Raw genomic sequence first — 14,475 nt, forward strand, 5'->3', positions numbered from 1 at the left:
GGTCTGCCTCGCCTCGAACGTCTTTCGGTTGTCTACGCACTTCCGTGATCGGAACTGCCCGGAATTCCCCCGCCCTGCCCCGGAATTGTTAATCGACTCAAGCGATCCCGGCAACGCCCTCCAAAGCAGACAAATCTCACGTCCTCGCAACAATGCGGAGCAGATGCCGCGTCAGCAGCATGCCACCCTTGCTCACCCACCGGACAAAATGCCGGAAGTCCGGGCGCCGAGGGCCGCTTCGCCGCTAGGCTGGCGAGATTTGCCCGACCTCCGCGCCCCCGCGGAAGCACTCGCCTCCGCCAAGCCGGAGTCGACCATACCGGCAGCGGTTGAAACCACAAGACCTGATCTTGGAACACACCGCACGGGCCCTCCGATAGCAGTGATCCTCCCCACAGAGTGCAATTTCAGTGGATACAGGGGGCGATTCCGCCGGGGAACTCGGAATTACCCGCCAGTACGGACCAGTTCGTATGCCTCACGCAGATCACGCCCCGCGTACGCATATGTGGCCAGGTCGTTGACATGGTGATCCGCATTCACGGCAATGGACCGCGGAACTGCCGCGAACAGTTCGGTGTCCGACATCGAGTCGCCATATGCCACACAGTTGGCCCGGGTCAACCCGTACTGCGCGCAGAGTTCATCCGCGATCCGCACCTTCGCCGCTGAGGAGAGGATGCCCGCCGGGTCCACCGGCTGCCGGATCGGCACCGCGGGCCAGCGCGAGCCGTGCGCCGTGTCGGCGCCCCAGCCCAGCAGCCGTTCGACGAAGAAGGCCGGCGACAGGGAGATCACCGCGCACCGTTCGCCTCGCGCCCGGATGTCCGCCCAGACCTCCCGGATCCCGGTCAGCCAAGGTGCGCCCTCGAAGGCCGCGGCCACTTGAAGTTCGGTCAGCTCGGCGGCCCACATGTCACATGCCAGTTGTGCGAACCGTACGGGCGTCAGCTCGCCCGCGGCGAATCCCCGTTCCAGCTCGGCGATCTCCCGCTCCAGCCCGAGCCGGCGGGAGATCTCGACAGCGGCCGCGGACCCGTGAAGCAGGGTCCCGTCCATGTCGAACAGATGCAGCTTGCCCATGCCCCCCGAGCCTAGGGGCCCGTCCGACGGGAGACCCGGACGGAACCGGGGATGGCTACGACCGGCTGCGTACGTCCCGGAACGGTCGGCGGTCGGCGGTCGGCGGTCGGCGGTCGGCGGTCGGCGGTCGGCGGTCGGCGGCTGTACGGTCCCGGGATGGGCGGCGACCGGCGGCGTACGGTCCTGGAACGGGCGGCGGCCCGCGGCGTACACAGGGGACCTACTCAAGCCCGCGTAGGCGCGGATACTCCCGCCGGCAGATGTACCGCGGGGCGCGGAACACCACCGTGGACCGCATGAAGCAGCTCAGCCGCCCCGCCCGCCGGTCCGTTCTCGTCCTCCATGTCGCCGTATCCGTCAGCTGGCTCGGCCTCACGCTGGGGCTGCTCGCGCTCGGCATCACCGGCTACGCCTCCGATTCACCCGACATGGCGGCGGCCGCCTACCGGGCGATGAAGATCTTCGGTGACTGGCTGGTCCTCCCCGTCGCCCTGCTGTCGCTGGTCAGCGGGCTGGTGCTGTCGCTGGGCACACCGTGGGGGCTGGCGAGGTACCGCTGGGTGGTCATCAAGTTCTGGCTGACGCTCCTCACCCTGCTGCTGTCGGTGTTCGCACTCCGGCCCGGCATCAACCACCTCGCCGCCGAGGCCGTGGCGTGCACCCCGGCCCCCGGCTTCCCGCTCGTCGTCGCGCCGGCGGTCGCCACCGCCACCTACTTCTTCCTCACCGCGCTCTCCGTCCTCAAGCCCTGGGGCCCGACCAAGCGCGGCCGCCGACTGCGCGCCGCGCAGTCGGCCGGGTCCCGCGCCGACCGGGCGCGAAGGAGCGGTACCGAGGGCGCGGGGGTCCGCTAGCGGGGGACAGCGGGTGTCCTCAGGCGAGACCGCGCTCCGCTATCGCCGCGAGGGCGATCCGGTGGTCCTGCTCGGGGGAGCCGCCGCCGAAGCCGAGCGCGCCGATCAGCCGGCCGTCACGGCGGAGCGGCCCCGCCGGCGAGGAAGAGCAGCGGCCGGTCCAGCGCCGTCGGCAGCGTGTGGAAGAGCCCGTCGGGTGGTGGTGCTCATGAGAGGTGCTCCTTGGGGAGGTAGTGGTGCTGGTGCTGGTCGTGCCGTGCGTGCAGCCGGCGTTCGTCAGCGCCTCCAAGGCACTGACGAACGGGCAGTTGGCCGGTGCGGTACGGGCGGCCAGGTCAGCCGTGCGCCGCGTGCGCGGGTGCGTCGGCGACCGCGGCGGGTCCGCCGGCGGCCACCACCTGACCGCGGCTCTTCTGGCGTCGCTCCAGGGCGGAGGCGAATATCGCCACCCCGAGGGCCGCGACGGTCATCAGCGCACCGACCCAGTTGGGCGCGGTGTAGCCGAGGCCGGCCGAGATGACGATCCCGCCGAGCCAGGCGGCCAGGGCATTGCCGAAGTTGAAGGCCGCGATATTGCCTGCCGAGGCGAGGGTGGGAGCCGAGGCCGCCTGGTCCATCACCCGCTTCTGGAGCGGCGGCACGGTGGCGAAGCCGAAGATGCCGATCAGCGCGATGGTGACGATGGCGGCGGTCTTGCTGTGCGCGGTGAAGGTGAATGCGGCAAGCGAGAGCGCCAGACCCGTCATCGACACAAAGAGCATCGGCATCATGGCGCGGTCGGTGAAACGGCCGGAGACCAGGTTTCCGCCGACCATGCCGAGGCCGAAGACGGCCGTCAGCCAGATCACGGAGGACGGGGCAAAGCCGGTGACCTCGGTCATCATCGAGGCGAGGTAGGTGACGGCCGCGAAGACGCCGCCGAAGCCCAGGACCGTCATCAGCATCGCCAGGCCGACCTGGGGGTTGCGGAACACGGCAAGTTCGCTGCCCATCGGAGAGGCCGCCTTCGCCCGCTGCGCCGGGATCAGCTTGACGATGCCCAGCAGGCCGATCACGCCGAGCGCGGTGATCGCGTAGAAGGTGGTGCGCCAGTCGAAGTGCTGGCTGAGCAGGGTGCCGACCGGCACTCCCACGACGTTGGCGACGGTCAGACCGCTGAACATCAGGGAGATGGCGGTCGCGCGCTTCTGGGGCGCGACGAGGTCGGCCGCGACGAGCGCACCGATGCCGAAGAACGCGCCGTGCGTGAAGGCGGCGACGATCCGCCCGGCGAGCAGGATCCCGAAGGTGGGTGCGACGGCGGTGAGCAGATTGCCCGCGATGAACAGGCCCATCAGCAGCATCAGCATCTGCTTGCGGGTGAAGCGCGTGCCGAGAGCCGTCATCAGAGGCGCCCCGACGACCACGCCGAGGGCGTAGAGCGTGGTCGCGTATCCGGCGAGCGGGATGGAGATGCCGAAGCCGGCCGCCATGTCGGGCAGCAGGCCCATGACCGCGAACTCGGTCGTTCCGATCCCAAAGGCACCGATGGCGAGAGCCAGGAGTGCGAGAGGCATGACGGATCCCTTCGAATGATTGCGTCCGTCTCTTACAAGCGTCCACAATAATTGCAGACGCGGGTTAATGGCAAGCGCGGGATATTTCGCTGGTGGCCTATCCTGGCTCGTGCGACCTATGAGGAGGTCTTCGATGACGCAGCAGACGCGCGAGAAGCAGGCGACGCAGGAGACGGCTGCCGCCGCGCCCGAGTGCCCGCCGGCAGCCGCTCCGGCACTGGCACAGGGCTGGTGCGCACTCTCCGCGCTGCACAGCCGCATCGAGACGCACATCGAGCGCGCGCTGCAGGCCCGGCACGACCTCAGCGTCCGCGAGTTCTCGGTCCTCAATGTGCTCAGCGAGCAGCACGACGGGCCGGGCGGCCATCTGCGGATGCACCAGGTCGCGGACTCCGTCGTCCTGAGCCAGAGCGCCACCACCCGCCTGGTGACCCGGCTCGAGGAGCGTGGCCTGCTCTCGCGCCACCTGTGCACCGACGACCGGCGCGGCATCTACACCGATGTCACGTCCGAGGGCCGCACGCTCCTCGTGGAGGCCCGGCCCACCCATGACGGCGCCCTGCGCGAGGCTCTTCAGGACGCCGCACAGCGCCCCGAGCTGGCACCGCTCGTCACCGCTGTCGAAACACTCGCTCCGTCCGAGTGAGGCCCGCGGGCGGGACCCGGCGGCAGGCCGGACGGTGCCGCCGACCGCCTGCCGCCCCCGAGGATCCTCGGCATAGGGTCGCGCCCATGAGCGATATCGAGATACGCCGCGCGACCGAAGCCGACCTGCCCGCCATCGTCGCCATGCTCGCCGACGACCCGCTGGGCGCCGCCCGCGAGGCACCGGACGACCTGACGCCGTACCGTGCCGCGTTCGAGGTGCTGGCCGCCGATCCGCAGCAGCACCTGGTCGTGGCGGCCCGCGAGGGACGGACGATCGGCACGCTCCAGCTCACGGTCGTTCCCGGTCTGTCCCGGCGCGGCGCCACCCGCTCGATCATCGAGGGCGTACGGATCCACCGCGATGAGCGTGGCACCGGCCTCGGTACCGAGCTGATCGAGTGGGCGGTCGCGGAGTCCCGCACGCTCGGCTGCCAGATGGTGCAGCTCACCTCGGACGCGACCCGGATCGACGCGCACCGCTTCTACGAGCGCCTCGGGTTCGAGGCCTCCCACCTGGGCTTCAAGCTCCCGCTCTGAGCGGCGGGCCGTCCAGTCGGCCCGCGGCCGCGGCTGCTCACCTCTGCCGGGTACGCCTCCGCGCCCGGTGCGCCTTCTGCCGGCAGGCACCTCCGCAGTACCGCGCGGGCCGGCCCGTGGGCGCCATCGCGAACACCGCTCCGCACACCTCACACCGCGTTTCGTTACGTTTCACCAGGTCGTGAGCAAGTTTCGTTACGACTCGCTCCGGCCGCAGCGCCTCGCACATCAGCTCCGTCATCCGGCCTTGCACCCCGTCCGCCACGCCGGCACCCGCCCGGGCACGCTCCATCGAAAGACAGCCCACCAGCAGCGCCCGGACATCCGCTATCCCGATGTCCTGCCGTACCGCGCCTGCCTCTTGAGCCCTGCAGAGCAAGACCTCCAGCGCCTCGTCGAAGTCCTTGCCGACCCCGGGCGACGGCTCGAAGCGGCCCGAACCGGCCGCCTCCAGCGCATCGCACAACGCCTTGTTCTGTGACGCGAGCCGCACGACCGACGCCAGAAAGCGAAAGAAGACCGGCCCGGGATCCGTGACATCGGCCAAGTCCCTCGCGGTGCCGGTGAAGAGTTCGATCCGGTCCACGATGGTCGCCCTGAACAGGGCTTCCTTGGACGAGAAATGCCGGTAGACGGTACCCGCACCGACCCCCGCACGACGTGCGATCTCGCCGAGCGGAACCCCCAACCCCTGCTCCTCGAAGGCGAATCGGGCCGCCTGGAGCACCAGCGCCCTGTTACGCCGCGCATCCGCACGCGAGGGCGCGACACCACCGTCCATCTTCGCCCGGCCTCCTGAGAATCGTCGACCTCGGGGTCCAGAGATCCACCCATACAAACGGGTCGCTCATTCCGATTCTAGAGGAGGATTCAAGCAAGATCGTTAACGACCCGAGCGCCCTCGCTGACGAGCTGACCGCCGCGGTGTCGGGTCGTGCGGAGCTGTGCGGTCGGACGGTCGGACGGTCGGACGGTCGGGTGTTGAGCGCCGGCAAAACGCCGACCCGTGGGGCCGCGCGCCTGCGCCTACGGCTTTGACAGTGCATGCGACGCCTTCAGCGTCCAGCCTGTCTCCGGCGCCCGGGGTGCGCCACCGGACGACTCCGGACGGACGACGACCGCGTTCCCACCGGCATGTCCGGCTCTCCCGGGGCGTCCAGAACCCTGCACCCTCGCCACCCAACTCCAGTTGCATGCACGGGACTTGAGGAACATCAGGGCTGCCGCTCAGGACATCTCCCGTCGCGGAATGCCCACCATCGGGCCTCCCGCAGCGTCCTGCCGTTTCACGTGAAACAACTCCGCGTCCAGACATAGATGTGGGGTCGCGTTTCACGTGAAACACGACCCCACATCGACGGTTCGCCCTACGCCTGGGCGCCGACCCTGCTCAGCCGGCGACCGCCGCGTCCCATGCCGCGCCCGCGGCCAGGGCCGCTGCCTCGGCATCCACCGGCACGCCCAGCGCGCGCAGCCCACCTGCCAGCGCCCTCAGCGAGGCCGTGACCACGGCCCGGTCGGCGGCGCGGCCATAGTGGTTCACCCGGATCATCTCCTTGGCCAGAGCGCCCGCCGCGGCCTGCACCGGCACTGCGGCATCCACCGCGAGCGCAGCGGCCACAACCTCCCGGGCGTCCACTCCCTCGGACGCACGGAGCGTCGTGGCGGCCGGCGCCGCGTCCTCCTCACGCACGACGTACGGAGCGAGCCCTCCCAGGGCCTGCACACCGGCCCTGGTTGCCGCGGACGCCGCCCGGTGCCGCGTGATGACCGCGGCCAGGCCCTCGGCTTCGACACGGTCCACGGCCTGCTCCAGCGCCAGCATCTCCAGCTGCGCCGGAGCGTGCGGCAGTGCGGTGCGTCCGCCGTCGATCCAGCGCTCCTTCCAGTCCAGCAGCGAGAGGTACGAGCGCTGTGGGGCCTGCTCGTTGGCGGCGATCCGCTCCCACGCCCGGGCGCTGACCGAAACCGCCGAGACCCCGGCGGGCCCGGCCACCGCCTTCTGGCCGCCGATCACGCAGAGATCCACTCCCCACTCGTCGGTGAGCAGCGACTCGGCGCCCACCGAGGCGACCGCGTCCAGCATCAGCAGTGCACCGTGCTCCCGCACCACCGCGCCGATCTCGGCGACGGGATTGGTGTTGCCGGTGGCCGCCTCGGCATGTACCAAGCTCACAAAGTCGATCTCCGGGTGCTTCCGCAGGGCATCGGCCACCTGCTGCGGGCCGACCGCACCTGTGAACGGCGCGGTGAGGGTCACGACCTCGGCGCCGCAGGAGCGCAGCCAGCCGCCGAAGGTCTCGCCGTACGGCCCGGTGATGATGTTGAGCGCGGTGCTTCCGGGGCGGACGGCCGAGCGGATACAGGCCTCCAGCGGAAGCAGCGCCTCGCCCTGCATCGCCACGACATCGCAGCGGGTGTGCAGCAGCGCGGCGACCTTGTCCTCGATCCGCGCGAAGTGGGCCGCGGTGAGCGGCGGCAGGTCGAGCAGGTCCGGGACGACGGAGTTCGCGGTCGGGTCAGACACGGCAGTCACAGGGCCTTCCAGCGGTGGCGAGCCGACACGGCGCGGCTCCTGACATCTGGCTCGACTGTACGTCCGGCCCGCGCCCCCTCGCGTACGGGCCTCACACCCGCCAGCCCGCCGGATCCACCCCGCCGGGCACCGGCCCTGACGGCTCGTACGGCCCGCGGGTGAACACGAAGGTGCCGAGATCCAGATGACTGACCGCTCCGCCCTCGTCCCGCACCACCCGCAGCGTCTCGCCCGCGTAGTAGCCGTCCAGCCCCGTCCATGTGCCGTCCTCCTCCGGCCGGAATCGCGAGGACCGCCCCGCTCCGGACAGCGGCGCGAGCTCCAGCCCGCGCTCGGCCCGCAGGCGCAGGACGTGTGGGTTCGCGCCCCAGTACCAGGGCCCGGTCAGCGCCAGCAGCTCCCGGTCCGGCGGCTCGGGCAGCGGGTGCCAGTCCTCAGGAATCCGCGGCTCGTGCTCGGCCACCAGCGCGATGAGATCGGCGGCGACGGCCGCGACCAGCGGGCCCGAAGTGCAGTTGGTGAGCACGACTGCGGCAACATCCTCATCGGCATCGGTCCACAGCGCCGCCAGATATCCGGGCATCGAGCCGAGGTGCCCGGCCAGCAGCCGTCCGTCCCGCCGCACGAGTTGAAGGCCCAGCCCGTACGCCGCGTCCCAGGCCCCCTCCGGCGGCACGGCCGGCATCCGCATCTTGGCCAGACTCGCCGCGCTGAGCACCCCGTCGTCGCCCCGCAGCAGGAACGCAGCCCATCGGCACAGATCCGCCGTCGTCGACCACAACTGCCCTGCCGGGCCCATCAGTCCGGTGTCCTCGGCCGGCTCCGGCAGCAGCACGTCGGCCCACGGATGCACCGCCCAGCCGTCGGCGGACGGCGGGTGCGGATGCGGTGTCGTACGGCTCATGCCGAGTGGTGCCAGCACCTCGCGGCGCAGGACCTCGTACCAGGGTGTATCGCCCCGCAGCCGCTCGACCAGCGCACCGAGCAGCGCATAGCCAGGATTGGAGTAATGGTGCCGGCGGCCGGCGGGCAGCCGCTGCGGCCGCTCGCCGAAGAGGTCGGCGGGCGCGGGCCGCAGCTCGCCCGCGGTCCGCTCCCACCACGGGCCCCGCGGCTCGGCGGTCAGCCCCGAACTGTGCGCGAGCAGCTGCGCAATCGTCGCGTCCGGCACCGGAGTCCCGTCCAGATGCCGGCCGAGCGGGTCCTCCAGCCGCAGCAGCCCCTCGTCCCGGAGCCTCAGCACCAGCACGGCGACAAAGGTCTTGGTGAGCGACCCGATCCGGTACTGCACCGCGCCGTGCGATGCCTCCCCGTCCACCGCACCGCGGGCCGATGTCCACACCGTTCGACCGTCGCGGACCACCGCACCCACCATCGAGGGCGCCCGCCCCTCCGACTGCCCCACCGCCAGCCGGTGCAGCAACGCCCGCCGCGTCTGCGGCAACAGCTCCACGCACTCCTCAGATGCGGCGGCCGCCCCCGGCTCGCCTGTCCCGGGCTCTTGGGGCTGCCTGGACTGTGCAATGGTCATGCGTTTCCTCCACAGCGGATCCGACTCGGTGGAGCCCATCCTCGCCGTATCACCGCAGCGCCGCCGCTCCGCTCACCGCGCCCAGCTCCGCCAGCCGTCGTAGAACCGCAGCGCGCTCGGCGCGAACCCCACACGCCGGGCGAAGGCACCGATGGCCAGCAGGTCTTCGGTGTCATCCATGCGCGCGAGGTGGAGCTTCGACCAACCTGAGAGGGAGCAAAGCCGCGGGGCAACCCGAGGGGTCCGCGACGGCCCGGCCGGCCCGCCCGTGCGACGCGTCAGGCCATCAGGCCGTCAGGCCATCAGGCCGTCAGCACAGCGGTGTTCCGGAACGTGCGCCGGTAGGTCTGCGGTGCCACGCCCACCGCGCTGTGCAGATGCTGGCGCAGTGAGGTCCCGGTGCCGAAGCCCGCGTGACGGGCGACGAGGTCGACGGGCCAGTCCGTGGTTTCCAGCAGATGCCGGGCGCGTTCGATGCGCTGGCCGGCGAGCCACTGACCGGGGCTCATGCCCACCTCGTCGCGGAACCGCCGGGTCAGGGTGCGCACGCTGACCTGGGCGTGCGCGGCGAGGTCGGTCAGGGCGAGGGGCTCATCGAGCCGGTCCAGGGCCCAGGCCCGCGTGGCCGCGGTGCCGCCCGACGCGGGCCCGGGAACGGGCTGCCGGATGAACTGCGCCTGTCCGCCGTCCCGCCAGGGCGGCACCACACACACGCGGGCCACGTCGTTGGCGACGGCGCTGCCGTGGTCGCGGCGCACGAGGTGCACACACACATCCACGCCCGCAGCCACTCCGGCAGAGGTGAGGACATCACCGTCGTCGACGAACAGCACATTGGGATCGACGCGCACGGTGGTGAAGAGGCGCTGCAGCTGTGCGGCCTCCCGCCAGTGCGTGGTGGCCGGCCGGTGATCGAGCAGCCCCGCCGCGGCCAGGACGAAGGCGCCGGTGCAGATGGCCACCATCCTGGTGCCGGGGCGCACCCGCTCCAGCGCGGTGCGCAGGTCGTCGGGCAGCCGGCCGTCCGCGCAGATCGCGCCCAGTGCGTGGGACGGCGGGATGACGAGGGTGTCCACGTCCGCCAGGACGGAGGCGTCCTGGCGGACCGTGATGTCGTAGTCGGCGTCGGTCCGCACGGTGCCTCCGTCCAGACTGCAGGTGACGACGGAGTAGAGCGGCTCCCCGCCGGCGCCGACCGCCGCACCGAAGATCCGTGCCGGAATCCCCAGCTCGAAGGGGACGACTCCGTCCAGAGCGAGTACTCCCACGCGATGCATGTCCCGGTTCATGTCCCGATTCTTTCAAACGTTGGCCATTAGGACACCGCCAGAGACCTGCCCGCCACGCAAAGCTGGCTGCAACCCGGGGAACGCGGCCTCACCCACGGCACATACGCCCCGGTCACAGCCCTCAGCATGCGAAGGAGACACCATGTCCGAGTCCCAGGCCCCGCAGATGCGCGCCGTCAGCCAGGACACCGCCGGAGGCCCCGACGTCCTCAAGGTGATCACGACCGGCCGCCCGGTACCGGGCCCGACGGAGATCCTGGTCCGGGTGCACGCCGCGGGCGTCAACCCGACGGACTGGAAGACACGGTCCGCGGGCGCGTTCATGACCGGCAGCAAGGCGCCGTTGACCCTGGGCTTCGACGTCTCCGGTGTGGTCGAGGAGGTCGGGCTCGGCGTGACCCTCTTCGAGCCGGGCGACAAGGTCTTCGGGATGCCCCGCTTCCCGCACCCGGCCGGGGCGTACGCCGAGTACGTCACCGCGCCGGCCCGTCACTTCGCCCACCTCCCGGAGGGCCTGGACCATGTGCAGGGCGCCGCCCTTCCGCTGGCGGCGCTGACCGCCTGGCAGGCGCTGGTCGACACCGCGCAGCTCCAGGCCGGTGAGCGGGTGCTGATCCACGCCGCGGCCGGCGGAGTCGGTCATCTCGCCGTCCAGATCGCCAAGGCCCGCGGCGCGTACGTGATCGGCACCGCCCGGCAGGCCAAGCACGACGTTCTGCGCGGGCTGGGCGCCGATGAACTCATCGACTACACCCAGCAGGACTTCGCCGAGACGGTGCGCGATGTCGACGTCGTCTTCGACACCATCGCGGGCGCGTACGGGGCCCGCTCGCTGCGCACCCTGCGGCCCGGCGGCCGGCTGGTCTCGATCCTGCCGCTGCACGACACGTTCCCGGCCGAGCAGGCGCGCGAGGCGCGGATTCGCGCGGGATTCATGCTCGTCGAGCCCGACCGGTCCGGGCTGCAGGCCGTGGCCGACCTGGTGAACAGCGGAAAGCTGCGGGTCCTCATCGACACCGTGGTGCCGCTGGAGGACGCCGCGAAGGCCCATGCCCTCGGCGAGACCGGCCGCACCACCGGCAAGATCGTCCTGTCGGTCGCGCCCTGACCCGGCCGGGCAAGAGCTGAGCCGCCGACTGGCGCTCCCCCGGCAGCCGCCTCAGGTCTGCGCCATGTCGACGAACCGCGAGTAGTGGCCCTGGAAGGCCACCGTGATCGTGGCGGTGGGGCCGTTACGGTGCTTGGCCACGATCAGGTCGGCCTCGCCGGCCCGCGGGGATTCCTTCTCATAGGCGTCTTCGCGGTGCAGCAGGATGACCATGTCGGCGTCCTGCTCGATCGAACCGGATTCACGCAGGTCGGAGACCATCGGCTTCTTGTCCGTGCGCTGCTCCGGACCACGGTTCAGCTGGGAGAGCGCGATGACCGGGAGCTCCAGCTCCTTCGCCAGCAGCTTGAGGTTTCGGGACATGTCCGAGACCTCCTGCTGGCGGCTCTCGGCACGCTTCGAGCCGCCGGACTGCATCAGCTGCAGATAGTCGATGACCACCAGCTTCAGCTCGTTGCGCTGCTTGAGCCGGCGGCACTTGGCGCGGATCTCCATCATCGAGAGGTTCGGCGAATCGTCGATGTAGAGCGGCGCGGCGGAGACATCCGGCATCCGGCGCGCCAGCCGCGTCCAGTCCTCGTCCGTCATGCTGCCGGAGCGCATGTGGTGCAGCGCCACCCGCGCCTCGGCGGACAGCAGACGCATCGCGATTTCGTTGCGCCCCATTTCCAGCGAGAAGATCACGCTCGGCAGATTGCTCTTGATCGAGCAGGCCCGCGCGAAGTCCAGCGCCAGGGTCGACTTACCCATGGCGGGACGGGCCGCGATGACGATCATCTGGCCCGGGTGCAGGCCGTTGGTGAGGGAGTCCAGATCGGTGAAGCCCGTCGGCACGCCCGTCATCTGGCCCTGGCGTGAACCGATCGCCTCGATCTCGTCGAGCGCGCCCTCCATGATGTCGCCGAGCGGGAGGTAGTCCTCGCTGGTCCGCTGCTCGGTGACGGCGTAGATCTCCGCCTGGGCGCTGTTGACGATCTCGTCGACATCACCGTCCGCGGCGTATCCCATCTGCGTGATACGGGTGCCGGCCTCGACCAGCCGGCGCAGCACCGCCCGCTCATGGACGATCTCGGCGTAGTACTCGGCGTTCGCGGCGGTCGGTACGGACTGCACGAGGGTGTGCAGATACGAAGCGCCGCCGACCCGGGCGATCTCGCCCCGCTTGGTCAGCTCCGCCGCGATGGTGATCGGGTCGGCCGGCTCACCCTTGGCGTAGAGGTCGAGGATCGCCTGGAAGACCAGCTCATGGGCGGGACGGTAGAAGTCCTCGCCCTTGAGGACCTCGACGACATCCGCGATGGCGTCCTTGGACAGCAGCATGCCGCCGAGCACGGACTGCTCGGCGTCCAGGTCCTGCGGGGGGACCCGCTCGAAGCCGCCGGCCCAGGAGCCGTCGTCGTCGCGCTCCTGCCGGTCGCCACGGCCGCGGCCCTTGCCCTCGCCGCGCCGGGAGCGGGCGGCCGGCAGCAGGTCGCTGGGACCGGAGTCCGCCCAAGGGTCTTCCATGGGCTCGGGAATGCTCACCCCGGCACCTCCTCCCGTCCGCGGCGCGGACCTTGCTGTGCGGTTCTTTCTTACGGCACAGCTCTGACAATCGAGACGCCCGACTCCGGTTACGGCGCGTCGAGTTCGGACGTGGTCTCAAGCCAGAACAGGCGGCGGGTGCCGGACCACGGTAGGCCCGTGGGCACCGTCCGCCAATCTGGTTATCCACAGGCCATGTGGATGACTGGCCCTCAGCTGTGGAGAAGTCCCCGGATCCTGTGCACGGCACGGGGGAAACTTCTGTGGACAAGCACACAATCACCTCACCCTCACCCTTCTGACCTGCATCTTTCTCATCCATAGCCTGTGGGGGAGAAAAACTTTCCCCAGGTGTTCAAGATCGCGACAAACGGCACACGGATGACGACTCCGCAGAGCGGTAAGTAAGGACTGCAAGGGGTTTGCATCTCTTACCTGTGGAAGATTAGATTGACCGCATGACACAGGCTCCCGCGACACCGCGGCGCACCGACCGCCGCCATGACCGCGAGATCATCGCCCTCGCCCTGCCGGCCTTCGGCTCACTGGTCGCGGAACCGCTCTTCGTCATGGCCGACAGCGCCGTCATCGGCCACCTCGGCACCCCCCAGCTCGCCGGCCTCGGCATCGCCGCCGCCCTGCTGACCACCGCCGTCTCCGTCTTCGTCTTCCTCGCCTACGCCACCACCGCGGCGGTCGCCCGCAGGGTCGGCGCCGGTGACCTCCCCGCCGCCATCCGCCAGGGCATGGACGGCATCTGGCTCGCGCTGCTGCTCGGCGCCGCCGTGATCGCGACCGTGCTGCCCGGCGCCCCCTGGCTCGTCGAGGCCTTCGGCGCCTCCGGCACCGCCGCCCCGTACGCCACGACCTATCTGCGCATCAGCGCGCTGGGCATCCCCGCGATGCTCGTCGTGCTGGCCGCCACCGGAGTGCTCCGCGGCCTCCAGGACACCCGGACCCCGCTCTATGTCGCCATCGGCGGCTTCTCCGTCAACGCCGCGCTCAACATCGGCCTGGTCTACGGCGCCGGCCTCGGCATCGCGGGCTCGGCCTGGGGCACGGTCATCGCCCAGTGCGGCATGGCCGCGGTCTACCTCGCCGTCGTCGTCCGTGGTGCGCGACGGCACGGTGCCTCGCTGCGCCCCGATGCCGCGGGGATCCGTGCCTCGGCTCAGGCCGGGGTCCCGCTGCTGGTGCGTACGCTCTCGCTGCGTGCCGTGCTGATGATCGCCACCGCCGTCGCCGCCCGGCTCGGCGACGCCGAGGTCGCCGCCCACCAGATCGTGCTCACGCTGTGGTCCCTGCTGGCCTTCGCGCTGGACGCGATCGCCATCGCCGGGCAGGCCATCATAGGCCGCTACCTCGGGGCGGGGGACCGCGACGGCGCCCGGGCCGCCTGCCGCCGGATGGTCCAGTGGGGCATCGCCGCCGGCCTGGTGCTCGGCGTGCTGGTCGCGCTCGCCCGCCCGCTGTTCATCCCCCTGTTCACCTCCGACCCCGCCGTGGAGGGGCCGCTGCTGGCCACGCTCCTGGTCGTGGCCGTGACCCAGCCGGTCTCCGGCATCGTCTTCATCCTCGACGGCGTGCTGATGGGCGCGGGGGACGGCCCGTATCTCGCCTGGGCCATGGTCGTGACACTGGCCCTGTTCGCACCGGTCGCGCTGGCCGTACCGGCCCTCGGCGGCGGACTTGTCACACTGTGGTGGGCAATGACCCTGATGATGACCGTGCGTTTGCTGACCCTCTGGCTGCGCACGCGTTCCGGTCGGTGGATTGTGACCGGGGCCTCCCGCTGAACCACCTCCCACT

The 14,475-nt window shown here is 70.8% G+C and carries 12 protein-coding genes and 1 pseudogene; 5 read left to right on the top strand and 8 right to left on the bottom strand.

From position 1 onward, the window contains the following. Positions 1 to 447: 447 nt before the first annotated feature. Positions 448 to 1,083, bottom strand: a complete 636-nt coding sequence (locus OIU81_RS17750) for an HAD family hydrolase (protein WP_329149010.1) — start codon at positions 1,081 to 1,083, stop codon at positions 448 to 450. 296 nt (positions 1,084 to 1,379) lie between these two features. Here OIU81_RS17750 and OIU81_RS17755 point away from each other — a divergent pair, with 296 nt between their 5' ends. Beyond that, positions 1,380 to 1,937, top strand: a complete 558-nt coding sequence (locus OIU81_RS17755; RefSeq protein ID WP_329149012.1) for a DUF2269 domain-containing protein — start codon at positions 1,380 to 1,382, stop codon at positions 1,935 to 1,937. A 19-nt stretch (positions 1,938 to 1,956) separates the two neighbouring features. Here the strand turns inward: OIU81_RS17755 and OIU81_RS17760 are convergent. Further along, positions 1,957 to 2,143: pseudogene (locus tag OIU81_RS17760) on the bottom strand (heme-binding protein); the annotation flags it as partial. Positions 2,144 to 2,272: 129 nt separating this feature from the next. Then, positions 2,273 to 3,493 (bottom strand): MFS transporter, encoded by a 1,221-nt coding sequence (locus OIU81_RS17765; RefSeq protein ID WP_329149014.1) that lies wholly within the window; start codon positions 3,491 to 3,493, stop codon positions 2,273 to 2,275. 133 nt (positions 3,494 to 3,626) lie between these two features. Between OIU81_RS17765 and OIU81_RS17770 the strand changes: the two genes are divergently transcribed. Together OIU81_RS17770 and OIU81_RS17775 are read left to right on the top strand one after the other, a co-directional pair. Further along, complete coding sequence (locus tag OIU81_RS17770; RefSeq protein WP_329149016.1) at positions 3,627 to 4,139, top strand: MarR family winged helix-turn-helix transcriptional regulator; 513 nt, start codon at positions 3,627 to 3,629, stop codon at positions 4,137 to 4,139. Positions 4,140 to 4,225: 86 nt separating this feature from the next. Continuing rightward, positions 4,226 to 4,678 (top strand): GNAT family N-acetyltransferase, encoded by a 453-nt coding sequence (locus OIU81_RS17775; protein WP_329149018.1) that lies wholly within the window; start codon positions 4,226 to 4,228, stop codon positions 4,676 to 4,678. A gap of 37 nt (positions 4,679 to 4,715) precedes the next feature. On the opposite strand, the gene OIU81_RS17780 is transcribed toward OIU81_RS17775, so the two are convergent. The 4 genes from OIU81_RS17780 to OIU81_RS17795 all read right to left on the bottom strand — a co-directional run bounded on the left by OIU81_RS17780 (position 4,716) and on the right by OIU81_RS17795 (position 10,022). Next, positions 4,716 to 5,405 carry a TetR/AcrR family transcriptional regulator gene (locus tag OIU81_RS17780; RefSeq protein ID WP_329331143.1) on the bottom strand — a complete coding sequence of 230 codons (690 nt, stop codon included), beginning with the start codon at positions 5,403 to 5,405 and terminating at the stop codon, positions 4,716 to 4,718. A gap of 663 nt (positions 5,406 to 6,068) precedes the next feature. After that, complete coding sequence (locus tag OIU81_RS17785; protein ID WP_443074004.1) at positions 6,069 to 7,205, bottom strand: pyridoxal-phosphate-dependent aminotransferase family protein; 1,137 nt, start codon at positions 7,203 to 7,205, stop codon at positions 6,069 to 6,071. A 100-nt stretch (positions 7,206 to 7,305) separates the two neighbouring features. Continuing rightward, positions 7,306 to 8,745: a serine hydrolase domain-containing protein gene (locus OIU81_RS17790; RefSeq protein WP_329149023.1), complete on the bottom strand. Its 1,440-nt coding sequence runs from the start codon at positions 8,743 to 8,745 to the stop codon at positions 7,306 to 7,308. A 302-nt stretch (positions 8,746 to 9,047) separates the two neighbouring features. Next, the gene (locus tag OIU81_RS17795) at positions 9,048 to 10,022 is read right to left on the bottom strand and encodes a GlxA family transcriptional regulator (protein ID WP_329155203.1); all 975 of its coding nucleotides are present in this window, start codon (positions 10,020 to 10,022) and stop codon (positions 9,048 to 9,050) included. Positions 10,023 to 10,176: 154 nt separating this feature from the next. On the opposite strand from OIU81_RS17795, the gene OIU81_RS17800 reads away from it, so the two are divergent. Further along, a complete protein-coding gene (locus tag OIU81_RS17800) occupies positions 10,177 to 11,142 on the top strand; it encodes an NADP-dependent oxidoreductase (RefSeq protein ID WP_329149025.1) in 966 nt (321 codons plus the stop codon). A 51-nt stretch (positions 11,143 to 11,193) separates the two neighbouring features. Here the strand turns inward: OIU81_RS17800 and dnaB are convergent, their stop codons facing one another. Continuing rightward, complete coding sequence (gene dnaB / locus OIU81_RS17805) at positions 11,194 to 12,666, bottom strand: replicative DNA helicase (RefSeq protein WP_329149027.1); 1,473 nt, start codon at positions 12,664 to 12,666, stop codon at positions 11,194 to 11,196. Between the two features lie 458 nt (positions 12,667 to 13,124). On the opposite strand from dnaB, the gene OIU81_RS17810 reads away from it, so the two are divergent. Continuing rightward, on the top strand, positions 13,125 to 14,462 hold the full coding sequence (locus tag OIU81_RS17810) for an MATE family efflux transporter (protein WP_329149029.1): 1,338 nt from the start codon (positions 13,125 to 13,127) through the stop codon (positions 14,460 to 14,462). Positions 14,463 to 14,475 lie beyond the last annotated feature (13 nt).

It is taken from the genome of Streptomyces sp. NBC_01454 (genome assembly GCF_036227565.1).
Taxonomy (GTDB): domain Bacteria; phylum Actinomycetota; class Actinomycetes; order Streptomycetales; family Streptomycetaceae; genus Streptomyces.